We start from the raw sequence: 24,091 nt of genomic DNA, 5'->3' as shown, positions 1-24,091 counted from the left end.
AGGGCTTTTAGTGAAAATATCATTTATCGGCAGCGGCAAGGTTGGTGCTGCTGTAGCTTATACGGCCAGCCTAAAAGGATTGGCCCAGGAAATTGTCTTAACCGATGCCTTCAGTGATAAAGCACGTGGTGAGGCTTTAGATATTCTCCAGGGGCAGGCATTTACTCCCCAGGCTCAGATAAAGTATGGTGACATAAAAGATACGGCCGGATCGGATATTATTGTGATTACTGCCGGTATTCCCCGTAAGGCGGACGAACCGCGCGTGCTGTTGTTGTCCCGTAATGCCGGCTTAATTGCCGGTTTGGTCAAAGAGGCTGTTCTATATAGTCCAGACTGTATTCTGTTTATGATTACGAATCCTTTGGATGTTATGACGCAACTTGCATATCAGGTTTCAGGCCTTTCGGCTAATCGCGTTATTGGCATGGGAACTGTTTTGGATACGGCTCGTTACCGCTCTTATTTGGCCGAGCAGTTTGGCATTGATGCAAGAGATATTGACGCCTATGTAGTCGGTGAACATGGTGAAACAATGGTTCCCTTAGTTTCACAGATTACCATTAAAGGAATTCCGTTAACCGAGCTGCCTGGCTATGAAAGTGCGGCAATAGATCGTGTCTGCGATGAGGTGCGCATTGCTTCCGGTCAGGTTATTGCGCTGAAGGGGGGGACGGTATTTGCTCCTGCCGCGTCAGCTTGTGCCGTACTGGAAGCTATTGTAAAAGACAGCAATCAAATACTGCCGGTATGCACGTATAACAGTGAGTACGGTGTAGCGGTCAGCTTACCGACATTGGTGGGCAGGCATGGTGCAGGACCAGTGCTGAATGTTCCTATGACCGATTGCGAAAAGGCCGCTTTAGAGAAATCAGTGGCCAATATTAAGGCTTATGTTGCTGAATTGCCATAAGAAAAAGCCCGGTCTTTGCCGGGCTTTTTTGGGCGTAGTCTTTCGTCATAAAGATCGATAAAATATTTTAATTATCTTTATTGAAACAATTAATTTTACGTATAAAAATGTCCATGCTATAGTTAAATCAATAAGCTCCAATGATGCTGTAAGGAGGAATAATATGAGAACAGCACGCAAGGTAAGTATTACAGAATTTGGCAGTGCCGATAAGATGAAGCTGGAAACAATTGAGCTGCCTGCCCCGGCGCCGGGTGAAGTACAACTGCGGCAGACCGCTATCGGTTTCAACTTTATTGATGTATATCAGCGCAAGGGGGTCTACCCGCTGCCGCTGCCAACCGGCCTCGGACATGAAGCTGCAGGGATTGTCGAAGCGGTAGGGGATGGAGTTGAGCAGTTCAGGCCGGGTGACCGCGTTGCTTATATGAATGCAGGGTTAGGTGCCTATGCGGATTACCGTAATGTTCCTGCTGAACGTTTAGTAAGCATTCCCGGCGGTGTATCGGATGAACAGGCAGCGGCATTGTTGTTTAAGGGAATGACTGCCCAGTATTTGCTCAAAAGAACTCATGCAGTGAAGCCAGGTGAGATCGTTTTGGTTCATGCCGCTGCCGGCGGGGTTGGGCAGATTCTTTGCCAGTGGGCAAAGGCACTGGGGGCTTTTGTTATCGGTACTGCCAGTTCTCCTGAAAAATGCGCAATTGCCAAGGCGGCAGGTGCAGATGTTACAATTGATTATTCTCAGGAAAACTGGCCTGCTGCGCTTCTGGAAGCTACCGGCGGTAAAAAAGCCAATGTAGTGTATGATTCGGTAGGCAAAGATACCTTTCTGAAGTCTCTGGACTGCGCGGCGCCTTTCGGGCTGGTTGTACTGTACGGAGCGGCCTCAGGCCCGGCTCCGGCTATTGAGCCTGAAATATTGAATAAAAAAGGCTGCCTGTTCCTGACGCGCCCATCCGTATTTCCACATAATGCAGATCCTGCAGTATTTCGCGAGAATGCGGCCGACTTATTTGCGGCAATTGCTCAGGGCGTGGTGAAAGCAAGCATCGGTGCCAAATACAAGCTTGCCGAAATCGTATCAGTTCATCAGGCGGCCGAGGCAAGAGCAACACAGGGAGCGACGCTGATTATTCCTTAAGTTTAAATGAGAAAAGCTCATCGTTTTAATAGACGGTGAGCTTTTTTATTAATGAAATATGTGTATATTCATTTGTGTCACCGGAACCGTCGTCGTGATCGTTTTTTCTTATTTGCTGTGCAGGATAGTCATCACCGATCATGGAACAATAGTGGTAATACCATTGAGGAGTCAAAAGATGAAGAAAAACGCTGTTGAATGGCTGTATGAACAGCTGCCGGATTTAGTGGGAAAAGGTATTATCAGTTCGGAGGCTGCTGACCGCATTCGCGATTATTATGGACCGGTGCCGCAAGAGGAAAAAAAGAGCTACATGACAATCTTCGGGATCATCGGCATTATATTAGTGGGTCTGGGGATTATCCTGATACTTGCTCATAATTGGGAGCAGCTGAATCGTTTTAACCGCACGGTTATCGCCGTTGCTATGCTGGTAATAGCCCAAATGTGCGCAGCAGCCGTTTGGTGGTTTAAGCAGGATAAAAAAACGTGGACAGAAGGAGCGGCAGTTTTCTGGATGCTGATGGTGGGAGCAGCGATAGCGCTTGTTTCCCAAACTTATCATTTGAGTGACGACACAGGTGCTTTTCTGCTCGCCTGGATGCTGCTGTCACTGCCGATTATTTATTTGCTGCAATCGACGGTTGTGGCGGCCATATACCTGATTGGCATTGGTGGATGGGTGGCAAACGGCAGTGTTCCAATTATTGGTAAGCACTTGATTTGGATGTTGTTTGGCGCAGTTATTCCCTATTGCCGCCAACTGCTGCTAACAGAGCAAAGTGTGAATGCCGCAACGATTGTTACCTGGATTTTCACCCTAAGTTTCTATTTTTCTTTTGCGGATGCCTTTAATCATCAAATTGGTCATTTCGGTTTACTTTTATTTGCGGCCCTTTTCTCGATAACCTACCTATTAGGGCTTTTAGCAATAGAGAAAAAGGCACTTGGCTGGTATAAAGCATTGCTGACGATTGGGTCATTCGGGACAGTAGGCATTAGTTTTATTCTTACCTTTAGAGACGTATGGTCCGGTTTTAGCTCTGGCGGCCTGCGGGCAGGTGAAAGCTGGCTGGCGATCCTGCTGCTTTTGACAGTTGCTTATCTGGGGGTTTTGCTGGTGGTCAGAAAACTGTCAGGCTCAACTGCTTATATTGCCGCTCCGTTTGTGGCGGGGGCGGGCTATTTGTTGCAGGCTTACGATACAGGAGGGTTAATTTCTGCTGTTTTAATGAATTTGTTTTTGCTCAGCTTCAGCATATACATAATACGAAAAGGCGTGCGAAAAGGTGAGCTCAGTACAATGAATATGGGGATGCTGCTGTTAGGGGCATTGATTATCGCACGATTCTTAGATATTAACTTCAGCTTTGTTGTCCGGGGAATTGTTTTTCTTGCTTTAGGAATTTGTTTCTTGGCAGTTAACTGGATGGCTGCGAGGCGAAAGGCAGGCGCAAATGATGCTGAGAAATAAGAGAGCGATGCTGCTATTTTCAATTGTAGCGATCCTGCAGCTACTAGTACCGTTGTATATGGTATGGCATTGGGAAAACGTATTGAATACGGGGCGGCCTTTTTATTGGGAGACTGCTCCCGTGGACCCTTATGATATGCTGAAAGGACGCTATGTTGATCTCGGCTTTAAGGAACAAAAAGGAAAAATTTTGGATGATGCCCGCTTGGAATATGGTCAGAAGGCCTTCGCTGTGGTGGCCGAGCAAGATGGGAAGACTGTTATTACCGGGATTAGTATCCGACAGCCTCAAGACGATGCCTTTGTCCGCGTTACCGTTCAGTATATCGAAAATGGTATAGCTCATGTCAGTTTGCCGTTTAGACGATATTATCTGCCTGAGGAGCTGGCGCCTGCAGCGGAGCGTGCCTATCAAAAGAGTGCCGGGAAAGACGGCAGGGCTCTCATTCGTATGAAAGACGGTTATGGAGTTGTTGAGCAGTTATATATTGGCAACCAGACAATTTATGAGTACTTACAGTCTCAGTAAACAGTACAATAACAATAGCGGACAGGTTAAAGACCTGTCCGCTATTGTTATGCAAGGATTTTTTCAGTTGATGTAGAATGTAGCGATTGAATTTTATAGGAAGAAAGGAAGGGGGCTTTACGATGAACAAAGTTTATGCCATCATCGGTCCGCCTGCAGCAGGTAAATCCACACTGATAAAAGCATTAAGAGAGCAGCAGATTCCAGCTATCATCAGCCATACAACCCGCCCTCCCAGAAAAGAAGAACAAACCGGAGTAGACTATCACTTTGTAGATAAAGAAACATTTTTGCAACAGCCATTGATTGAGAAAGTAAGCTATTCTGGACATTTTTATGGTCTCAGCAAGGAAGAAGTTTTGCGTAAGGTGAAAGAAAATGCAATTTCTGTGGTAGAACTTGACCAGCGTGGCTTAGAGCAGTTAAAAAAACTGCTGGGAGAAAGACTGGTATCAATCTGTTTGTTCGCTGATAAAGAAACGATTTTAAGCCGCTATGTACTGCAAGGAGATAATGACCAGGAAATTAACCGCCGTATCGAATATGCTGAAGCGGCAGGTGAATTCGCAAACTGGCAAATGGCCGATTATGTTGTCAAGAATACCGGGCAACCAGCAGCGGCGATCCGTCAGGTCCTGGCAATTATGGATATTCCCTGGACTAAGAATGGAGCTTAGCGTGGATAAAGGCCGGATATTTATCAATAATGGTTCGTAAGGCGGTAATCAAAGCCTTTTTGGCGCTGCCCTGATAAACGTAGTTAATTTTTCTAATGAGGGCCTCGGGATTATCGTTCAGGTTTTGACCTACTAACAGCTGGTTAACAAAGCGTTCGGCAAGACGGGTTGATAGTGTGCAGTCTGCCTCTAGAATTTGTCCGGTTTGGATGTCAACAAGGAGGACAAGTGCCATAACTCCGTAGAGTTCGCTTGAAACCGTACCACTGGGAAGTCTCGCATAGCCGGAAAACAAAACCGTTGTTTCATTTACCATATGATCATCCTTATGCAAATATTGTAATGAAGGGCACTAACAGTTGTTAGTGCCCTTTTCAGCTTACTTACCTTTAAAGAACTGAGTGGTTTTTTCTTCGTCCCAGCCAAGGACTTCTTTTAGAATCTCATTCGTATGCTGGCCAAGCAGCGGTGCAGGGAAATCGACTGATCCAGGAGTGGCCGACAATTTAACGGGAACTCCCGGCATTTTGAGTTTACCTGCCACAGGATGCTCAACTTCAACAATCATATTTCTGGCGGCAATGTGCGGGTCGTTTACGATACGGTCAACCGTATTGATCGGGGCGCAGGGGAGGCCTGCTTCTTCCAGCAATTCCAGCCACTCATTAATGGTTTTATTAATAAAGATTGCATTTAAGATCTTCATTAATTCGTTAACATTGGTAGTCCGCAGGGCATTTGTGCTGAAGCGTTCGTCTTTAATCAGCTCAGGGCGTTCCAGAATGTTGCAGAGGCGTTCCCATAAACGCTCGTTACCGGCGCCAACAATGATGTAGCCGTCTTTCGCGGTAAAGGAAGAGAAAGGCGTAATCGAAGGATGACGATTGCCCAGCGGTCCGGGAACATTGCCGGAAGTTACATAGCGGGCAATGGCGTTTTCCAGTACGGCAACCTGGCAATCCAGCATGCCGACATCAATTTTTTGACCTTCACCGGTACGCTCGCGGTGGTACAGAGCAAGCATAACACCGTAGGCAGTAAACATACCGGCCATGACATCGCCTACCGAAGCGCCAACACGGGTGGGGTCCCCGTTTTCCGCGCCAGTGATGCTCATAATACCACCCATGGCCTGTACGATGATGTCATAGGCCGGCTTATCGCGATAAGGGCCGGTATGACCGAAGCCGGAGCAGGCGGCATAGATAATTTTCGGATTGATAGCTTTTAAATCTTCATAGCCAAGGCCGAATTTTTCCATCGTACCGGGGCGATAGTTTTCGACAACAACGTCAGCATGTTTAACCATTTCCTTAAAGAGGTCGCATTCTTCCTGACGTTTAAAATTGAGCTCCATAGAACGTTTATTACGGTTCAGACTCATAAAGTAAGCACTTTCCTTACCGATAAAGGGGCCAAAGGCACGGGAGTCGTCACCGACTACCGGTGGTTCAATTTTAATAATGTCGGCACCATAATCGGCCAGCATCATGGTGCAATACGGTCCTGCAAGTACTCTGCTCAGATCTAAAACGCGAAGTCCTTCAAGTAATTTCATACTTAATCTCTCCTCATATTTTTATTAGTAATATATAAAAAGGGACAGGTTGAAATTAATATTTCCACTCTGTCCCTCTATCACTCATATATTCTCATGTTTTATCATTTTTATTCTTCCTGTGAGCCCAGATGCATAATTCCCAAACCGGCCCGCTCGTGGTTGGTCAAAGGGTGCAATGCCGATTCACCAAATAAAGCGACGGCTATCCAGGATTCATCACGCACAATAGCAATTTTAACTGCCAAACTGCAACTGCTGGCAACATTAATTAAAATGCCGCGTTTCGCTTCGTCAGCAGCATGTAAAAGTGCATGATAATTAGTTGGCGACTTGGAAATGATGCCGCTATTTAAGGCTGCACCCAAGACCGCTTTTGTGGTTTTTTCCTGAAAGTCACCCATCAGTGATTTTCCGCCAACTTCAGTTACGACAAACCGATAACCCTGTTCAGCCAATAATCTTTTTGCCGTTGCTTCATCTTCCATTGTCCGGGTCAGCGCAAGAATCATTGCTGCTGTAGCAACGCTGCGAATGCTTTGGGACATAAAAGCGCAATTTTTTTCACTCATTTTATATACCCTCTATCTCTCATAAATAATACTACCCTTTTTAGATAATTTAGTCAAGTCATACTGTTATGGATCTTACTTATGGATAAATAAAGAGAAGTTAAGACCGGTATAACGAAAAAGTTGGAGTTAAAAAAATATTTTAAAAAGAAGGAATTTGCTGAACATTCAAGAATAAACTTATGAAAACGTTACCACAAACGTTTTCATAAGTCGATGAACCAATTGGAGGGTCAATTTTTGTCAGATATAAAGGAAGTCGCTAAAAGGGCGAATGTATCGCCAAGCACAGTATCCCGTGTCATTGGTGGAAAAATTCCTGTGGCTGTAGAAACAAAAAATAGAGTTTTGGCAGCAATTGCTGAATTGAATTACCGCCCCAATATTATTGCCCAAGGTTTAAAGGGGATTTCTACCAAAACAATTGGCTTAGTCATACCAAATGTTCGCAGCCTGGTCTTTCCCGCAGCAATACGTGGTATTGAGGATATTGCCAAAAAAAACGGCTATGTGGTTGTTCTCTGCAATACCGATGAGGATTTTGAGCAAGAAAAGTTTTACATTGAAACATTAAGGAGCCGCCTGGTTGACGGGTTTATTTTTTCTACTGCGCGGGCAGGCGCGCAAAATATCATGGAATTGGAGACGGAAGGCTTTCCTGCCGTACTCCTGCTTAGACAACTGGAAGATTGTGTAAATGCAGTGGTCCTGGATAACTTTAACAGTGCATATCAGGCTGTGAAATATTTAATTTCCCGGGGTCTTAGGAGCATTGGCCTGATTAATGGCCCGCTAGAGCTTACCTTGTATGAGGAGCGTTTTGCCGGCTATAAAAAGGCAATGGCAGAAGCAGGACTGGCTTTGCCTGAGCAGGCAATTGTTCATGGCATAGAAGGCGGAGAGGATGCTTATCTGGCAACAAAGGATATTTTAAAAACCGGTGTAAAGGTTGATGCCTTTTTTGCTACCAATGATCCTAAGGCATTGGGCGCAATGAGAGCAGTGAAGGATTATGGCTTGGACGTCCCCAATGATATCTCGATTATGGGCTTTGACAATCTCGATTTTGCCCCCTTACTCGATCCGCCGTTAACTACAGTAGCTCAGCCTTTTTATGAAATGGGGGCAAAAGCTTGTCAGCGCTTGATTAGCATAATTGAAGAGAAAAAAAATGAAAAGCCCCAAATAGATATACTTGCTGCAAAGGTTATTGTAAGAGGATCAGTAATTTGATAAGCCTTGCAAGATCGTGATTACCAAGATAACAGGAGGGGTACCCTTGGCAGAGCATGTTCGCTTTTCCTACGAAACAGTAGAGGAATTGAAGCAGGATATCGTAAGATTAGGGCTGGATATTCCCTGTTCCGAGAATTTGGAGGTATTGAAGCAAAGTATTTCACTGAACGGCGTGGTTATTCCCAACCGTCTGGCAATTCATCCGATGGAAGGCTGCGATGGAACGGCAGACGGTCTGCCCAGTGAATTAACCATACGGCGTTATGAGCGCTTTGCCAGAGGCGGTGCCGGTCTGCTGTGGTTTGAGGCTACAGCAGTAGTCGGTGAGGGCCGGGCTAATCCGCGGCAATTGCAAATTAATGAGCACACCCAGGCTGCGCTTGCCGGGATGCTTAACCGGTCACTGCAGGCTGCCAGTGAAGCTGGTAATGTCCGGCCGTATACTGTTTTGCAGCTTACCCATTCTGGTCGCAACAGCAAGCCGGGCGACGGTTCTATGCCGGTTATTGCAACTCACGCCGCGCATCTGGAAGCAAGGCTTCCTCCCGTTTTTCATATGATCACCGATGAAGAATTAGCCAGGCTGGAAGAGCAGTACGTGCAAGCGGCAGAACTTGCCGCGGAAGCAGGCTTTGATGCCGTAGATATCAAATGCTGTCATGGCTATTTGCTCAGTGAGCTGCTGGCCGGTTATAACCGGCCAGGCTGCTATGGCGGCAGTTTTGACAACCGTACCCGGATGCTGGTGAATATTATTGACAAGGTAAAAAGCAGGTTAGGCAATAAGCTGCAAATTGCTGTCAGGCTGGGTGTTTATGACGGAGTACCGAATGGCTGGGGCGTTGACCGGACCGATTACCGCAAACCGGAATTTACTGAGCCGGTTAGGCTTGTTCAGCTGCTGGCAGAGAAAGGGGTAGGGCTTTTTAATATTACCGTAGGCAACCCCTATTACAATCCTCATGTGAACAGGCCCTATGATACGGGCAGCTATATTCCGCCGTTCCATCCCCTGCAGAATGTTGCCATTCTGCTTCAGGCGGCGAAGGTTATGCAGCAGGCTGCACCTCAGGCTGTGATACTCGGAACTGGCTTTAGCTGGCTCAGACACTTTGCTCCGTACGTTGCGGCTGGCTGCTTGGAGCAGGGCTGGATGAAAGTAGCCGGCTTTGGCCGTCAGTCATTTGCCTACCCTGATTTTGCCAGGGATTTACTCAGGCAGGGAAGTTTTGACTCACACAAGATTTGTATCGCCTGCAGCAAATGCACTACGATTATGCGCGATGGCGGCTGTACAGGCTGCGTACCCAGGGATGCCGATACATACGCGCCCATATACCGGCAGGGGCGTAAGGGCAAGGCTTCTATGGAAAGCGTTCAAGTTGCCGAGCATGTTTAACCGGAGAAAGGATGATGGTTTTTTTGAAAACAAAGGCAATGGTACTGGAATGCTTCAATGCGCCACTGGTAATGAAAGAACTGGAGATACCCGTGCTAGAGCATTCTCAGGTATTGGTCAAAATTGATGCTGCCGGAGTTTGCGGCTCTGATGTTCATATGTGGAAAGGCGAAGATGAGCGAACGCCCCTGCCGATTATCCTGGGCCATGAGGGCGTCGGTACGGTAGTGGAAGTAAAGGGCAGTAAAAATTATGTAACAGGTGAACCCGTAAAGCAGGGAGACCGCATACTTTGGGACAGGGGAGTTACCTGTAATGCGTGCTATGCCTGCGCTGTTCTGAATGAGCCATGGCTGTGCGCGAACCGGAAAGTATATGGAATCAATCGTGCTTTCCAGGAAGCACCTCATTTGAATGGGTGTTATGCAGAACACATTATTCTTTCAGCAAATACGAACTTGTTTCACATAACAGAAGACATCGATCCTGCAGTATTAGTTTCTGCCTCATGTGCGGGCGCTACCGTCGCTCATGCTTTTGATCATCATACTGTACCTTTTGGCGGCAGTATTTTGGTTCAGGGGCCGGGGCCGTTAGGAGTATATGGCGTGGTATTTGCCAAATACCTTGGCGCCAGTCAAATTTTTGTAACCGGTGGTTCGGAAAATCGCCTGGAACTCTGTAAAGAATTCGGGGCAACCGAGATCCTGAACCGGCGGACAACCAGTATTGAGGAAAGGAGGGAATACATTCTCAGCCGGACCGGAGGCCGGGGGGTTGATATGGTTTTGGAAGCTGCCGGCGATCCTGGCGCTGTACACGAAGGCCTAAAGCTGGTGCGTAAGGGTGGAGCATATGTATCGGTCGGATTTTCCCAGCCCCCGGGTGATTGCAAGGTAGATTTCTTTGAGGATGTTGTCAAAAAGAATCTTAAGATACAGGGAGTCTGGGTTAGCAGTACGCGGCACACTCATATGTCGCTTGAACTCATGCAGAAGAACAAGGACCTATTTAAGAAAATGATCACCCATCGGTTTAGTCTGGCTGAAGCAAACGAGGCTCTTGCGGCCATGAACAGCCGCGAGGCATTAAAGGCTGTGCTTATTCCATAGCGTAGACTTATTGTTTATTGAAAAAGCTTACAGGAGGATGGATATGAAGAAATTTACTATCTTGGCCATAATGGGATTATTTTTGATCAGTAGTCTGTTTGCGGGATGTGGCTCTTCATCAAGTTCCAGTTCCGGTGCAAAAGAGATCGTTATCGGAAACCTTCAAGATATGAGCGGTCCCACTTCGGTATTAGGCAATGCCGTTACCCGCGGAGCAGAGCTGGCGGTAGAAAAAATCAATGCCCAGGGCGGTCTCAATGGCAGCAAAGTAAAATTGTTAACAATGGATACCAAGGGCGATGTGCAGGAAGCTATTAAAGCATACAATCGTCTGGTAGATCAGGAAAAGGCGGTTGTGGTTGTTGGACCTCCTATCAGTAATATCGGTATTGGCCTTGCGCCTATTGCCGATAACAAAAAAGTAGCATTAGTGGGCAGCTTTGCTGATCCCCGCGCTACCGTTGCCGAAGATGGCAAAGTGCATCCCTCCATGTTTCTTGTGCAGCCAAGCGCTACCCAGTACGGAGAAATTATGGCCAGTTTCGCCATTGAAAAACTTGGCCTGAAAAAAATTGCTATTTTCTACGATCAATCCAATGCCTACGCTGTTTCGCTGGTTGCTCCCTTTAAGGCTTATGCTAAATCCGCCGGTGCTGAAATCGTAATTGAGCAGGTTTACGGAAAGGGCGATAAAGACTTCAAAACTCAGCTGACGAAGATAAAGGATTCCGGAGCCCAGGTTGTATATGCACCAAACTATACACAGGATTTAGTCCTGACTGCTAAACAACGCAAGCAAATCGGCCTTGATCTGCCATTCGTCGGCGGCCTGGACTTTGCCCCTCCGTTCGCTTCACTGGTAAATGATAGCGAAGCTACCAACAATCTGTATTTTGCCAATAACTTCTCTGAGACTGAGCCGCAGCTGGCAGAAGTAAAAAGTGCTTATCGGGCAAAATTCAACGAAGATCCAATCAATAAAGTATACCTCGGCTATGATAAAGTACTGGTTATTGCCGAAGCAATTAAGAAAAGCGGCGGAGTCTCGGCCGATAAAATTCTGCAAGGCTTGAATCAAATTAATGGCTTACAAGGCACAACTGGTGTCATTACACTTTCACCGCAGAATCACCAGCCGGTAGGTTTATCAATGGTTATGTATAAGATTGAGAATGGCCAATATGTTGATCTTGGGCGGTATATCCCCGCTAAGCATATGAAATAAGTTTATTGCCGGCAGGGACACTTGCCGGTGTCCCTGCAAGATGTTATGCGGCAATAAGAAAGGAGAATAGCTCCAAGTGACAATACAACAGCTGATTAACGGAATTTCGCTAGGGTCTGTTTACGCATTGATAGCGGTAGGCTTTGCTTTAATCTTTAATATCTTGAAGTTCTCCAACTTTTCTCACGGCGGTCTGATGAGTGTAACGGCGTATATGGGGTATATTGCAGCCATTGTCTTAATGAACTATATCGATTCACTGCCTTTATTTATGGCAACGTTAGTGGCAGCTGCTCTGGGGGGGGGGTTCCTTGCGCTGATAGTAGAAAGAGTAGCCTTTAGGCGCCTGCGCAGCAATAACAGTCCGGTTATCTATTACTTTATTTCCTCGATAACAATGGGTATTTTGCTGGAAAATATTTTAACGATTTTTGCTAGCAGCAACTTCTATTCTTATCCCTCATTTTTACCGGCAGCCGTATTTAACTTTGGCAATTTTACCATTGCCATCCCCGATCTTTTGATGTTGTTCTTCTCGACAAGTGCACTGCTGATCCTGCTGTTTGTATTGTACAAAACCAAGATTGGTCTGGCGATCCGCACAATGTCTTTTGATATTAATACTGCTAAGCTGATGGGAATGGACCCGAATGCCGTCGTTGCCGCAACATTTTTTGCGTCTGGCGTATTAGGCGGAATCAGCGGTGTTTTCTTAGGGATCAATTATACGTTGTATCCACAATTAGGACAAATGATTGTAAAAGGCTTTATTGCATCCGTTATCGGCGGACTAGGCAGCATTACCGGTGCATTAATTGGTGCCGTCCTGCTGGGAATTGTTGAGATTTTCCTGATTGGCTCCGTTGGGGCCGGCTGGGCACCTGTCTTTGTATTCATCATTATGTTAGTTTTCTTGCTACTGCGGCCGCGAGGTATTGCGGGTGTAGTCGTCCAAGAGAAAGCATAAGGAGGGGCATGCCGTGGAGTATATATTATCAACACTTACGTTTACGGGCATTAGTTTAATTGGCGTGCTCGGCGTGTATCTCGTTACTGGTCTTACCGGTTTGTTTTCTTTTGGCCAGGCCGCTTTTCTGGCTATTGGTGCCTATGTTTCTGCGGTTTTAGTGAAAACGTTTGCGCTTTCCTTACCGCTGGCAGCCGTTGTCGCCATGCTGACCGGCCTTTTGGCTGGACTAATGGTAGGCATTCCGACGGTACGCTTACGACGGGATTATATTTCGCTGGTTACTTTCGGGTTTGGGGAAGCTATTATTGCAACACTGAATAACTCGACGAATATCACCGGTGGTGCTACCGGCCTTTCGGGAGTGCCTCAATACACAAATTTTTGGGCAGTTTTAGCTACAGTTATTATTTGCTTAGCTATTGTCATCAGCTACAAGCACTCCAAGTATGGCAGACAGTGTCTGGCGCTGCGCAGTGATGAGCTGGCAGCGAAAGCGATGGGGATCAATGTAGAAAGATTGAAGTTGATTACCTTTCTGATTGCGAGTGTAATGACAAGCTTTGCCGGTGTGTTGTATGTGTTTTACACCTCTTATGTCGAGCCGGGAGCTTTTGGCTGGGTAGTTTCGGCAGAATGGACAATCATTGTTTTTGTTGGCGGGATTAACAGTCTTACCGGTGCGGTAGCCGCATCAATTCTCTTAACCGGTTTGCCGGAAATGCTGCGCTTTGCCTCAGAGTGGCGCATCGTAATTTATTGCGTTATTGTTCTTTTGATTATCAATTTCCGCCCCACGGGGATATTTGGCGAAAATGAACTATCGCTGCGTAGAATCAAACAATTTATAAAAAAAGGAGCCAAAGCAGCATGAGTCAGTTGGAAGTCAAAAACATATCCAAATCGTTCGGCGGTGTTAAAGCCATAGATGACTTTTCTTTTGCCGTAGGCCAGCACGATATTGTCGGCATTATTGGCCCCAACGGAGCTGGTAAGACAACGGCCTTTAATTTATTGACAGGTGTATATCCACTGGATTCCGGCCAAGTCCTGCTGGAAGGTGCCGATATTTCCAAGCTGCCTCAGCACGAAATAGCCAGGGCAGGCATGGCTCGTACTTTCCAAAATATTCGGCTGTTTCGTGGACTAAATGTTCTGGAAAATGTCATGACCGCTGCCGATCCGGATGCTGCCTATAATTTGCTTGATGTGCTGTTTTATACAGGGCGCAAGCGTCACAGTGAAGAAGCTGCAAGAAAACAAGCGAGTGAATACTTGAAAATCGTTGGCTTAGGCGGCTATGAAAATGAACGGCCTGAGAGCTTGCCGTACGGTCTTCAGCGCAAACTGGAAATAGCCAGGGCACTGGCAACCAAGCCCAAGGTTTTGCTGCTGGACGAACCGGCAGCAGGCTTGAATCCCAGCGAGGTTAGAGAGTTTATCGAATTGGTGAAACGATTGCATCGGCAATTTGATTTTTCTATTATTATTATTGAACATCGGTTAGAGGTTATTATGGAACTTTCTTCGCAGATTTTTGTCCTTAACTTTGGCAAGCTGCTGGCAAGCGGTACGCCAGCGGAAGTGGTGGCTAACAAGGCTGTAACCGAAGCATACCTCGGAGAGGAGGATGAATCATGCTTACTCTAGCAAATCTGCATGTTTCTTATGGGCATATTCAAGCTCTGCACGGCGTCAGCTTAACAGTCCCTAAGGGAAAGATCGTCAGTATTATTGGCTCTAATGGTGCCGGCAAGACAACGATGCTGAATACCATTTGCGGTCTGGTAAAACAGAGAAGCGGGTCAATCCAGTTTGAAGGAGCTGAATTGACCCGGACTACGCAGCATATTATCAAGCAAGGGCTGGTGCATGTTCCGGAAGGCAGAAAGGTTTTCTCCGGGCTGACTGTTGCTGAAAACCTGCTGGCAGGCGGTTACATTCTCAAGGATAGTCAACAAATCCGGCGTAATATGGAGAAAATGTTTGAGCTTTATCCTATTTTAAGAGAGCGCAAGGATCAGCATGCCGGTACGCTTAGCGGCGGTGAACAGCAAATGCTTGCTATTTGCCGGGGGCTAATGTCTGAGCCGAAGATGATTTTATTGGATGAGCCCTCACTGGGTCTTGCTCCGATCATCGTTAACGGTGTTTTTCAATTAATCAGGCAAATCAGTGAGCAAGGTCTGACCGTTATGCTGGTTGAACAAAATGCTAAAAAAGCTTTGGCGCTCAGCGACTATGCGTATGTACTGGAAAACGGAAAAGTCGTGATGCAAGGTGAGGGCAAAAAGCTCTTATGTGATGAAGGTGTAAAAAAAGCTTATCTTGGCGACCGGTAATAGAGCTTTCCCGCCGGGGCTTGCCACAATAGGTTTGGAGGGCTGACATGGCAGTTTTTCATGTAAACCAAGTTAAGGGGACTACATTTCCTGCCGGGCGATTAACCAAAGTAATCGCCGGTCCCGGTGCACCGGCTGAGCCGGATCATTTTGTCATGGGTCAGGTGACAATTTTTCCTGGTGGAGAAATCCCTGTCCATCACCATGAGCAGGAAGAAATCTACTATATTGCCCAAGGCGAAGGAATTTGTGAGCTGGAGCAGGAACGGCACCCTATTGTTCAGGGGAGCTATATTCATATTCCCTCCCGGCAACAGCATTATTTAAAAAATACCGGCACAGAAGACATGCTGATGTTGTTTTGCTACGCCCCCAAAGGGATTGTTGCGCATTGGCAGCAAGAGTTGCAGCCGGTAGAAGGAGACAAATGAACAAACTTACTTGTGATATTCTGGTAGTTGGCGGCGGCGGCGGGGCATTACGGGCAGCAATTGCTGCCAAAGAGGCCAACCCTCAGCTGCATGTTGCGATAGCGACAAAAGGGATGCTGGGCAAAAGCGGAGTTACTGCCACTGCTTGCTCGGACCGTATGGCTTTCCATGCGGCTCTTGCTCATACTGAGCCTGTCGGTCCCGATTCCTGGAAATATCATGCTGATGATATTTACCGTATTGGTGGGAAGGTATCCGATCATAATCTGGCGGAGGTGCTTGCCCGGGAAGGCAAGGAGGCGTTCCGGTTTCTTGAGGAACTGGGCGTTCCCTTTGCCAGAAAAGGCGGCGTAGTCGATCAGTTTGTAACGGATGGTTCTGATTATGCCCGGGCTTGCTATACCGGCCCTAAAACAGCAGTGCATATTGAAGAGGCACTGCTGCGCAAAACTAACCAGATGGATATTACGATTCATCAGTTTACTGCAGTTCATCAGTTGATTGTAAAGGCGGGACGGGTAATTGGCGCTCTTGCCGTACGTACGCAGGAGGATAACCCACAGCAGGCCTCGGTCATTTTTGCTGTTCCTGCTGTCATTCTGGCGACAGGCGGCGGCGGACTGATTTATGAACATAATGTCTTTCCGGGCGGAATGACCGGGGACGGCTTTGCTATGGCCTATGAGGCGGGGGCTGAACTGGTCAATATGGAGTTTATTCAAATTGGCATTGCATCAACCAAAACACGCTTTAACTGTTCCGGCAGCATGATGCGGGCCTTACCCCGCTTAATTAATGATGCCGGCGAGGAAATTCTTGCGAAATATTTTCCTCAAGGAACAGCAGCACAAGAGGTTTTTGATACGTTATTTAAGAAAGGCGCCAGCTGGCCGGTCAGTTATGAGCACAAGACGCACATCATTGATGTAGCCTTATATAAAGAATGGCAAGCTGGCCGTAAAGTGTTTTTAGACTATAGTGAAAACCCGGCAGGCTTTGACTTTAGTCTGTTAACAGCAGAGGTTCAGGCGCGTTACCAATCAGAAATCCGGGTTGATCTGGGGGAAGCGAGGCGCCGCCATTCGCCGCTGTACCGCTTAATGGAAATCAATCCGGCATCAATTGAATGGTTTTTAGAGCGCGGTATTGATATTGCCAGAGGAGAGGCGGTGGAAGTTGCTGCTTGTGCCCAGCATTTTCAAGGTGGAATAAAAATTAACGAACAAGCTCGTACCACTGTTGACGGTTTATGGGCTGTCGGTGAAACGGCGGGGGGGCAGCATGGTGCTAACCGTCCTGGTGGCAATGCCCTGCTTGACTGCCAGGTTTTTGGTAAAATAGCCGGTGAAGATGCAGTACGTAAGCAGGGCAGCTTAACCAGCGAAGATATGGCTTTTATCGAAGAGGCCGGCAGCGAGTTTGCAACGAAGATTGCCGGGCTTAGTCAGGGCGATATTGCAGCAACAGCGATGCGGCAAACTTTGCAACAGATTATGAAACAAAGTGCCAGCATCATTCGTACTGAAGCTGGCCTTGCGCAAGGGGAAATAGAGCTTAAAGAGCTTAGCCGGAAAGTACCCTTTAGCGATAAGAAAGGTCTTTCCTACTGTCTTGAGACAAAGGGCATGCTGGTAACGGCGGCAATGGTACTGGCGGCCGCAGCCAAACGGGATGAAAGCCGTGGACCGCATCTAAGGTTTGCCGACTTTGCTGATAACACGCCAATTGGCCGTAAAGATCCTGAATGGCAGAAATATATTGTCATGAAAAAGAGCGAACAGGGACTTGTTCTCGATGTGCGCAAACCAATCGAGTAAAGGGGAGATATCTGCTTGTTTACCGGAATAGAGCATGCAGCAATAGCTGCCCGTGATAGTCAGGCTTTGGTAGACTGGTATACAGGTTTGTTTGGATTTCGGATTGTTTATAGCAGCGGCACCAATCCGCCAGTGTACATGTTGAAAGCCCCTGATGGGACAATGCTGGAAATCCTTCCTGCCGAGAAGGGAGAAGCAGCCGAACATGGTGCCAGGCACATTGGTTTGCGGCATTTGGCTTTTTCCGTAACTGATTTCGCGGCGGCGTATCATTATTTGGAAAAGCGGGGGATTGTTTTCTTTGAGATCCGAGAGGCGGCAAACATGAAACTCGCCTTTTTCCGTGATCCGGAAGGTAACATTTTGCACTTAATGTGGCGGTCGCAGATTTTGGACTAATCACGAGCTTTTTCCCAGGCGGCTTTCAGCCTGTGCATGCAAAGAAAGGGGTCGCAAAACGTTTATTCAAAAGCGTTTTGCGACCCCTTTTCTTATTTCGCTTACAGCAAGCCTGTAATGCTGTGAAACAGAATTACCAAAAATACCGTACTCGTTTTGATAACGGTCATAGCAAAAATATCACCGTAAGAATCGCGATGCGTCATTCCACAGACGGCAAGCAAGGTAATAACAGCACCGTTATGAGGCAGTGTATCCATGCCGCCTGAAGCCATCGAGGCTACCCTGTGAAGAATTTGGGGAGACATGCCGATTGTATTGGCCCAGGTCAGCCAGTCTTTAGCCAGCAGGTCAAGGGCGATTGATAAGCCGCCCGAGGCGGAACCGGTAACACCGGCTAAAACGTTGACGGTAACGGCTTCCGAAACCAGTGGGGAGCCACCAATTTTAATGGACATTAAAGCACCGGAGATTGCTTTGAAGCCTGGCAAAGAAGCGATAACGTTGCCGTAGCCGACTTCAGAGGCGGTATTCATAATGGCCAGTAAGGAGCCAATTGCTCCGGCATTCAGTGACTTGGCCAGTCCACCGCCCGGTAAACGGCTCCAGCCAAGCAAGATGGTCAGCAGAATGCCGATTACCAAGGCAATAATTAATGACCAGCTGCTAATTACATTTTTGACGGCAGGAGCTACGAGCGGGAGATTCATCGCCTGGAAAGGTTGTAAGGTAGCCGGGTTCCAGGTAAACATATTATTTAAGAAAAAATTTACCACTAATACCGCAAGAAGCGGTAAGGCCCCAATATACCAGGCCGGTAAATCGGTAGTTGATTGTTCAGCTTCAGGTTCATTTAAGGTATGTTTGCCGTAGCCTTCACCAGCGGCAGCCGCTGATCTTCTGCGGTGCTCCATCCAGCTAACACCCAGAATGAGTATTGTTAGGCCGCCTAGTATGCCGGAGATAGGTGCAGCATAAATCGTTGTACCAAAATAGTTTGTCGGGATAATATTCTGGATCTGCGGTGTTCCCGGAAAAGAATCCATGGTAAAGGTAAAGGCACCTAAGGCAACGGAACCTGGTACCAGCCGTTTGGGAATATCTGCTTCTCTAAATAGAGCGGCCGCAAAAGGATAGACGGCAAAAACTACCACAAACAGGCTGACGCCGCCATAGGTAAGCACCGCTCCAGCCAGAACGACAGATAAAATTGCCCGGTCCTTTCCTAAGCTGCGAATGATTGCCCGCGAAATGCCTTTAGCCAGCCCGGTGTCCTCCATCGTCTTACCAAATACGGCACCGAGCAAAAAGATCGGGAAGTAGGATTTAATATAGGTTACTCCCTTGGCCATAAACAGCTCCGTGTAGGCTGGCATGAGCGGCAGCCCGGACATAGAAGCTGCAAGCAGGGCAAATACGGGAGCAAATAAGATAACTGAAAATCCTCTGTACGCGAAAAACATGAGCAAGAACAGGCTAAGAATAATACCAATCTCTTGCATAGTGGATACCTCCATTCGATTCATGAACATATTTAGACCGAAAGGTCATGCAAATTACTGGTAGTATAACCAAAAAACGGTAGTTTAAATCATAGACATACATTTATTTATTTAAATAAAAAGACCTGAGCTGCAGTAGCTCAGGTCTAAAATAGCGTTAGCTTTATATTAATTGAGGGGGCGCTCTGACGGAGCAGCAAGGAACTCGACGTTCGGATTCCGTTCTTTTGCCCAGTTTAGCTGCCACTCATTACTAATCAGCACGAGCGGACGTTCTTTAATATCCTCTACCAGCATGCCGTTATCAAGGCCTTTTAGATTTTTGATATTCAGACCTTCGCCTTCCAGCCAGCGGGCTACGCTGTAGGGGAGGTGATGCATAAGTAGATCGACACCGTATTCCTGTTTGAGGCGGTATTCCAAAACATCGAACTGCAGGCTGCCAACAGCACCGACAATAAAGGATTCCATGACATGAGGCTGCTGAAAAATTTGTACTGCACCCTCTTGGGCTAACTGATTCATACCCTTGACAAACTGTTTGCGCTTCATCGTGTCTTTCGCCTGAACCCGGGCAAAATGTTCCGGCGGAAATACCGGAAAGTCCTGGAACCGGAATTGTTTACCCGGCTGGCAGAGTGTATCACCGACACCGAAAACACCAGGATCAAAAAGTCCAATGATATCACCGGGATAGGCTTCATCCACGATCGTTCTCTCCTGAGCAAGAAATTGCTGGGGCTGGCTAAGCTTAACAGTTTTGCCTGACTGGGCATGATAGACTGACATGCCCCGGACAAATTTTCCCGAACAAATGCGCATAAAAACAATGCGATCCCGATGGGCTGGATTCATATTGGCCTGAATTTTAAATATTAAAGCAGAAAAATCTTCACTTGCGGGGTCAATCGATCCTGCCGAGGACATACGAGGCATAGGCGGAGGTGCCAACTGCAGGAATTCTTCCAGAAAAGGCTGAACACCAAAATTAGTCATAGCGCTGCCAAAAAACATAGGCGTTAATTCGCCATGAGCAACTTTTTCAAAGTCGAACTCGTCACCAGCCATGTCTAATAAAGCAATGTCATCACAAAGGGCTTGATGAACATCTTCGCCCAATAACTGACGGAAAGCAGGATCATCGACACTGCCTACCGTTGAAGCCAGGGCGCGCTGCCCATGGGAGCCATCCTTATCAAACAGTTCTACTTGTGCCAGCTTGCGGTTATATACCCCTTTGTAGCTGCCGTCGATGCCGACAGGCCAGTTCATGGGATAGGCCCGTATTCCAAGAACCTTTTCCAGTTCTTCCATCAGCTCAAACGGATTTTTACCATACCGGTCGAGCTTGTTTACAAAGGTAAAGATGGGAATTCCGCGTTGTTTGCACACGCGAAACAGTTTTTTGGTCTGTTCTTCGACCCCTTTGGCTACGTCAATCAGCATAACGGCACTGTCGGCAGCCATTAGTGTACGGTATGTATCTTCGCTGAAATCCTGGTGACCAGGCGTATCAAGAATATTAACTCTAAAACCTTGATAATCAAACTGAAGTACGCTGGACGTAACGGAAATACCTCTTTGCTTTTCAATTTCCATCCAGTCAGAAACAGCATGTTTTTGTGTTTTACGGGCTTTGACCGAACCGGCAAGATGAATAGCGCCCCCGTAGAGCAGTAATTTTTCAGTTAAGGTTGTTTTACCGGCGTCAGGATGGGAAATGATTGCAAATGTCCGTCGGCTGTTGGGTTGATTTGTTATCTCAGGCATGTATTTCCTCCGGTTTATTGTCTATCGTAAGATAAGCAATTCTTGATTCACCCAAAAATTATACCCTTTTTTTGTGAGCACAGCAAGGCTTTCAGCGTTTGAAGCGCTTGTTTGCAGGATTTTATTTACTGACAGCGAATAAATAACATTCCGGCTCAGCTTTCTTCTGCAAATACTGGAAAAGGCTGAATGGGGGCTAAGCTTGAATTGTTCGTAAAGCGCGGCCTTTTGATAAGATGAATTGGAGATTATTCGAGACCGTCTGGAAAGTCCTCGGGGCTTGAAAGCGGTCTCGCTTAACTATGAGGTGTAATTGTGCGTTTATTCATTGCCGAAAAACCCAGTATGGCAGCAGAAATCAGCAAATGCCTGCCGGGCCCGCTGAGCCGTAAAGACGGTTATATCATTACCGGCGGCGGCGTGGTTACCTGGGCTTTTGGTCATATTCTGCGGCAAGCTGAGCCTGCAGAATATGATGAAAAATATAAGAAATGGCGGATGGAAGATTTGCCGATCATTCCGGAAACCTGGAATTTATTAGTGGTCGAATCCTGCCGGAAACAATTTGCAATTATTGAAGGACTCATTCGTGAGGCAACGGAAATCGTTCATGCTGGTGACCCTGACCGTGAAGGTCAACTGCTTATTGATGAGGTACTAGACTACCTTCAGAATGAAAAACCTGTCCACCGTATTCTGTTGAATGCGCTTGATGAAAAGAGTATCAAAAAGGCCATCCAGACATTGCGGGAAAACAGCGATTTTTATAATTTGAAGCAATCGGCCCTGGCCAGAGCACGCGCTGACTGGCTGATTGGCATGAATCTTTCCCGTGCTTATACACTGGCTGCACAGCGGGCGGGGCACAGGACGACATTGCCGGTAGGACGTGTAAAGACGCCGACACTGGCCTTGGTAGTGCGCCGTGAACGGGAGCTGGCAGCATTTAAGCCGGAAGAATATTATACGATTAAGGCTGATTTTAAACACGCGAATGGAACGTTTACTGCTTACTGGAAACCGGGAGAAGAGCAGCCGGGGCGGGATAGTGAAGGCCGCCTGACTGATAATGCGGTTGCCAAGGCGTTAGTAAACAAACTAAAAAGCTGTTTAATCGGTAAAATCGTTTCCTGCGATACGGCCGAAAAGAAAGATGCGCAACGCTTGCCGTTATCCCTTTCTGCCCTGCAGGTTATGGCAGGGAAAAAATTCGGGTATGATCCGCAGCTGGTACTCGATACTGCGCAGACACTGTATGAACGAAAACTGTCTACCTATCCCCGTTCCGATTGTGATTTTCTGCCTGAATCTCAACATAGCGACGCAGCGGTCATCCTGGGGAACCTTGAGGAGAGCAGTCAGAGCGATTTAGCCGGCTGGGCGGCAGAGGCTGACAGGACGATCCAAAGCCGGGCCTGGAATGATAAGAAAATTACGGCCCATCATGCTATTATTCCAACAACGGAAAAATGTAACTTTGCTTCGCTGAATGATACGCAGAAGAATATTTATTTTTTGATTGCCCAAAGTTATATTGCCCAGTTTTTTCCTGTTCATGTGTACAATCAAACGCGGGTCGAACTCGAGCATAGCGAGGAACTTTTTACAGCCAGCGGACGGGTTGTCGTTGAATTAGGCTGGAAGAAATTATTTACCGCCGATCCTGATGATAAAGAGGATAAGAAAGACGAAGACGGCGGCATGCTGCCTGCGATGGCTCAAGGGGATAGTGCTGAACTCCTGGGAGTCAAGGCTGATAAAAAATCGACGAAACCACCGGTACGCTTTACGGCAGCAACGCTTTTGGCAGCAATGAAAGAAATTCACAAGTATGTTAAAAATCCTGATTTGAAAAAGCGTCTGAAGGATGTGTCCGGGATTGGCACAGAGGCCACCCGGGCAACGATAATCAAAGAATTGATTGACCGGCGTTTTTTGCAGGAGGAGAAAAAGAAAAAGTTTCTTATTCCTACCGATTCTGCTTATTTACTGATTGATGCGCTGCCTGATGAGATGACCTATCCGGACTCCACCGCTCTATGGGAGAATATTCTGCATCGCATGGCCGAGGGAAGTGAAAATTTAGCAGTATTTTTGGAGCAGCAGGCCCAATTTACCAGTACGCTATGCAATATAGCCAAAGAGCAAAGTATGCCCCTAAAGGAAGGGCATGTTTGCCCGCAATGCGGCCAGGGGGTTTTGCAGCAGCGTAACGGCAGAAACGGAGCATTCTGGGGCTGCTCGCGCTATCCCGAATGCAGAGGGGCGTATGATGACGATCAGGGGAAGCCTAAAACACCGGAGCATTCCTGTCCGCGCTGCCGTCAGGGCAGTTTGCTGCTGCGCAAAGGAAAAAACGGCGACTTCTGGGGCTGCACGCGGTTCCCCGCCTGCCGCGCAACCTGGGATGATGATCAGGGAAAACCTCGTATGACAGTGCAGCCTGCTGCCAAGACAGCTCAATAAAGCGGAAAGGGACTGGCTCACTAACGTTTGAGGCAGTCTCTTTTTGTTTCCTGATATTAGTAAGCGGCGAATGTACGGTTTGTACTTTTGTCTTGATACAAAAGTACCAAAAAATCAAGACCTGTACAGAAATGGCCTTGGAAACAGGCCTTTCTTGCGTAAAGAAATTCCGACTGTTTGAGCGCAGCGAGTTTCGGAATTTTAGCAAGGAAGACCTGTTTCCACCCTACGGGCCGGCAATTTCAGTAATGGTCGAGGGGACTAAAAATAAGGAATGGAGAGGGTACGGGATTTGCGCTCCCCGTAACTTTTTGGCCTTTTTGGAAATAGCCGGTCCGAAGGATGGAAATTTGCAGGCTTACGTTAAGAAATTCGTACTGTTTGAGCGAAAGCGAGTTTACGAATTTTAGTAAGCCTGCAAGTTTCCAAGGCTATTGGAAGATTAGGCCTAGACTTTTTGGTCCTTTTGTGGCAATGACAAAAGGACGAAGCCGGGCTTTTTCCTCCTGTTACGAGTGGGCTATCCTCAATTAGGTTCTTTTTATCTACTTGGATACT

General features: G+C 47.1%; 22 protein-coding genes. 17 read left to right on the top strand and 5 right to left on the bottom strand.

The features are described 5' to 3' along the window. Window positions 1–10: 10 nt before the first annotated feature. The 5 genes from EV210_RS17195 (at window position 11) to EV210_RS17175 (ending at window position 4,737) form a co-directional block, all read left to right on the top strand. A complete protein-coding gene (locus EV210_RS17195; RefSeq protein WP_132082601.1) occupies window positions 11–913 on the top strand; it encodes a malate dehydrogenase in 903 nt (300 codons plus the stop codon). Window positions 914–1,076: 163 nt separating this feature from the next. Beyond that, entirely contained in the window at window positions 1,077–2,057 is a 981-nt protein-coding gene (locus EV210_RS17190) for a quinone oxidoreductase family protein (RefSeq protein ID WP_132082600.1), read from the top strand. Between the two features lie 178 nt (window positions 2,058–2,235). Further along, the gene (locus EV210_RS17185) at window positions 2,236–3,531 is read left to right on the top strand and encodes a DUF2157 domain-containing protein (protein WP_165898953.1); all 1,296 of its coding nucleotides are present in this window, start codon (window positions 2,236–2,238) and stop codon (window positions 3,529–3,531) included. Beyond that, window positions 3,515–4,060, top strand: coding sequence for a GDYXXLXY domain-containing protein (locus tag EV210_RS17180; RefSeq protein ID WP_132082598.1), 546 nt, complete (start codon window positions 3,515–3,517; stop codon window positions 4,058–4,060). The genes EV210_RS17185 and EV210_RS17180 overlap by 17 nt, the downstream gene beginning before the upstream one ends. A gap of 122 nt (window positions 4,061–4,182) precedes the next feature. Beyond that, a complete protein-coding gene (locus tag EV210_RS17175; RefSeq protein ID WP_132082597.1) occupies window positions 4,183–4,737 on the top strand; it encodes a guanylate kinase in 555 nt (184 codons plus the stop codon). On the opposite strand, the gene EV210_RS17170 is transcribed toward EV210_RS17175, so the two are convergent. The 3 genes from EV210_RS17170 to EV210_RS17160 all read right to left on the bottom strand — a co-directional run bounded on the left by EV210_RS17170 (window position 4,721) and on the right by EV210_RS17160 (window position 6,867). Further along, a complete protein-coding gene (locus EV210_RS17170; RefSeq protein ID WP_132082596.1) occupies window positions 4,721–5,053 on the bottom strand; it encodes a DUF3870 domain-containing protein in 333 nt (110 codons plus the stop codon). The genes EV210_RS17175 and EV210_RS17170 overlap by 17 nt on opposite strands. A gap of 63 nt (window positions 5,054–5,116) precedes the next feature. Next, entirely contained in the window at window positions 5,117–6,295 is a 1,179-nt protein-coding gene (locus EV210_RS17165; protein WP_132082595.1) for a CaiB/BaiF CoA transferase family protein, read from the bottom strand. 110 nt (window positions 6,296–6,405) lie between these two features. Beyond that, a complete protein-coding gene (locus tag EV210_RS17160) occupies window positions 6,406–6,867 on the bottom strand; it encodes a HutP family protein (RefSeq protein ID WP_207900762.1) in 462 nt (153 codons plus the stop codon). Between the two features lie 240 nt (window positions 6,868–7,107). Between EV210_RS17160 and EV210_RS17155 the strand changes: the two genes are divergently transcribed. The 11 genes from EV210_RS17155 (at window position 7,108) to EV210_RS17105 (ending at window position 17,795) form a co-directional block, all read left to right on the top strand. Continuing rightward, window positions 7,108–8,100, top strand: coding sequence for a LacI family DNA-binding transcriptional regulator (locus EV210_RS17155; protein WP_132082594.1), 993 nt, complete (start codon window positions 7,108–7,110; stop codon window positions 8,098–8,100). A gap of 46 nt (window positions 8,101–8,146) precedes the next feature. After that, window positions 8,147–9,502, top strand: a complete 1,356-nt coding sequence (locus EV210_RS17150; RefSeq protein WP_132082593.1) for an oxidoreductase — start codon at window positions 8,147–8,149, stop codon at window positions 9,500–9,502. 23 nt (window positions 9,503–9,525) lie between these two features. Continuing rightward, window positions 9,526–10,614, top strand: a complete 1,089-nt coding sequence (locus EV210_RS17145; RefSeq protein ID WP_207900761.1) for a zinc-binding dehydrogenase — start codon at window positions 9,526–9,528, stop codon at window positions 10,612–10,614. Window positions 10,615–10,657: 43 nt separating this feature from the next. Further along, on the top strand, window positions 10,658–11,839 hold the full coding sequence (locus EV210_RS17140; RefSeq protein WP_165898952.1) for an ABC transporter substrate-binding protein: 1,182 nt from the start codon (window positions 10,658–10,660) through the stop codon (window positions 11,837–11,839). 76 nt (window positions 11,840–11,915) lie between these two features. Further along, window positions 11,916–12,806, top strand: a complete 891-nt coding sequence (locus tag EV210_RS17135) for a branched-chain amino acid ABC transporter permease (RefSeq protein ID WP_132082591.1) — start codon at window positions 11,916–11,918, stop codon at window positions 12,804–12,806. 13 nt (window positions 12,807–12,819) lie between these two features. Next, complete coding sequence (locus EV210_RS17130) at window positions 12,820–13,680, top strand: branched-chain amino acid ABC transporter permease (RefSeq protein WP_132082590.1); 861 nt, start codon at window positions 12,820–12,822, stop codon at window positions 13,678–13,680. Beyond that, complete coding sequence (locus tag EV210_RS17125; RefSeq protein ID WP_132082589.1) at window positions 13,677–14,456, top strand: ABC transporter ATP-binding protein; 780 nt, start codon at window positions 13,677–13,679, stop codon at window positions 14,454–14,456. Before EV210_RS17130 ends, EV210_RS17125 begins: the two co-directional genes overlap by 4 nt. Then, window positions 14,444–15,148, top strand: coding sequence for an ABC transporter ATP-binding protein (locus EV210_RS17120; protein ID WP_132082588.1), 705 nt, complete (start codon window positions 14,444–14,446; stop codon window positions 15,146–15,148). The genes EV210_RS17125 and EV210_RS17120 overlap by 13 nt, the downstream gene beginning before the upstream one ends. A gap of 47 nt (window positions 15,149–15,195) precedes the next feature. Next, window positions 15,196–15,579, top strand: coding sequence for a cupin domain-containing protein (locus tag EV210_RS17115; protein ID WP_132082587.1), 384 nt, complete (start codon window positions 15,196–15,198; stop codon window positions 15,577–15,579). After that, a complete protein-coding gene (locus EV210_RS17110) occupies window positions 15,576–17,396 on the top strand; it encodes an FAD-binding protein (protein WP_132082586.1) in 1,821 nt (606 codons plus the stop codon). The genes EV210_RS17115 and EV210_RS17110 overlap by 4 nt, the downstream gene beginning before the upstream one ends. A 15-nt stretch (window positions 17,397–17,411) precedes the next feature. Continuing rightward, complete coding sequence (locus EV210_RS17105) at window positions 17,412–17,795, top strand: VOC family protein (RefSeq protein ID WP_165898951.1); 384 nt, start codon at window positions 17,412–17,414, stop codon at window positions 17,793–17,795. A gap of 101 nt (window positions 17,796–17,896) precedes the next feature. On the opposite strand, the gene EV210_RS17100 is transcribed toward EV210_RS17105, so the two are convergent. Both EV210_RS17100 and EV210_RS17095 read right to left on the bottom strand, forming a co-directional pair. Beyond that, complete coding sequence (locus EV210_RS17100; protein WP_132082584.1) at window positions 17,897–19,297, bottom strand: GntP family permease; 1,401 nt, start codon at window positions 19,295–19,297, stop codon at window positions 17,897–17,899. 168 nt (window positions 19,298–19,465) lie between these two features. Next, a complete protein-coding gene (locus tag EV210_RS17095; protein WP_132082583.1) occupies window positions 19,466–21,067 on the bottom strand; it encodes a peptide chain release factor 3 in 1,602 nt (533 codons plus the stop codon). Window positions 21,068–21,382: 315 nt separating this feature from the next. On the opposite strand from EV210_RS17095, the gene EV210_RS17090 reads away from it, so the two are divergent. After that, window positions 21,383–23,533: a DNA topoisomerase 3 gene (locus EV210_RS17090; RefSeq protein WP_132082582.1), complete on the top strand. Its 2,151-nt coding sequence runs from the start codon at window positions 21,383–21,385 to the stop codon at window positions 23,531–23,533. The last annotated feature ends 558 nt before the right edge of the window (window positions 23,534–24,091 follow it).

The organism is Anaerospora hongkongensis, from assembly GCF_004339805.1.
GTDB classification, from domain to species: Bacteria; Bacillota; Negativicutes; order Sporomusales; family DSM-15969; genus Anaerospora; species Anaerospora hongkongensis.
Note: the sequence above shows the minus strand (reverse complement) of the source record. Positions and strands in the feature narration are given on the sequence as shown.

What these genes read in the sequence shown, in the direction of transcription:
- EV210_RS17110 (WP_132082586.1), top strand. Translation starts at nt 15,576, where the DNA reads ATGAACAAACTTACTTGTGATATTCTGGTAGTTGGCGGCGGCGGCGGG.
- EV210_RS17190 (WP_132082600.1), top strand. Translation starts at nt 1,077, where the DNA reads ATGAGAACAGCACGCAAGGTAAGTATTACAGAATTTGGCAGTGCCGAT.
- EV210_RS17140 (WP_165898952.1), top strand. Translation starts at nt 10,658, where the DNA reads ATGAAGAAATTTACTATCTTGGCCATAATGGGATTATTTTTGATCAGT.
- EV210_RS17175 (WP_132082597.1), top strand. Translation starts at nt 4,183, where the DNA reads ATGAACAAAGTTTATGCCATCATCGGTCCGCCTGCAGCAGGTAAATCC.
- EV210_RS17160 (WP_207900762.1), bottom strand. Translation starts at nt 6,867, where the DNA reads ATGAGTGAAAAAAATTGCGCTTTTATGTCCCAAAGCATTCGCAGCGTT.
- EV210_RS17095 (WP_132082583.1), bottom strand. Translation starts at nt 21,067, where the DNA reads ATGCCTGAGATAACAAATCAACCCAACAGCCGACGGACATTTGCAATC.
- EV210_RS17165 (WP_132082595.1), bottom strand. Translation starts at nt 6,295, where the DNA reads ATGAAATTACTTGAAGGACTTCGCGTTTTAGATCTGAGCAGAGTACTT.
- EV210_RS17170 (WP_132082596.1), bottom strand. Translation starts at nt 5,053, where the DNA reads ATGGTAAATGAAACAACGGTTTTGTTTTCCGGCTATGCGAGACTTCCC.
- EV210_RS17120 (WP_132082588.1), top strand. Translation starts at nt 14,444, where the DNA reads ATGCTTACTCTAGCAAATCTGCATGTTTCTTATGGGCATATTCAAGCT.
- EV210_RS17185 (WP_165898953.1), top strand. Translation starts at nt 2,236, where the DNA reads ATGAAGAAAAACGCTGTTGAATGGCTGTATGAACAGCTGCCGGATTTA.
- EV210_RS17180 (WP_132082598.1), top strand. Translation starts at nt 3,515, where the DNA reads ATGATGCTGAGAAATAAGAGAGCGATGCTGCTATTTTCAATTGTAGCG.
- EV210_RS17125 (WP_132082589.1), top strand. Translation starts at nt 13,677, where the DNA reads ATGAGTCAGTTGGAAGTCAAAAACATATCCAAATCGTTCGGCGGTGTT.
- EV210_RS17100 (WP_132082584.1), bottom strand. Translation starts at nt 19,297, where the DNA reads ATGCAAGAGATTGGTATTATTCTTAGCCTGTTCTTGCTCATGTTTTTC.
- EV210_RS17115 (WP_132082587.1), top strand. Translation starts at nt 15,196, where the DNA reads ATGGCAGTTTTTCATGTAAACCAAGTTAAGGGGACTACATTTCCTGCC.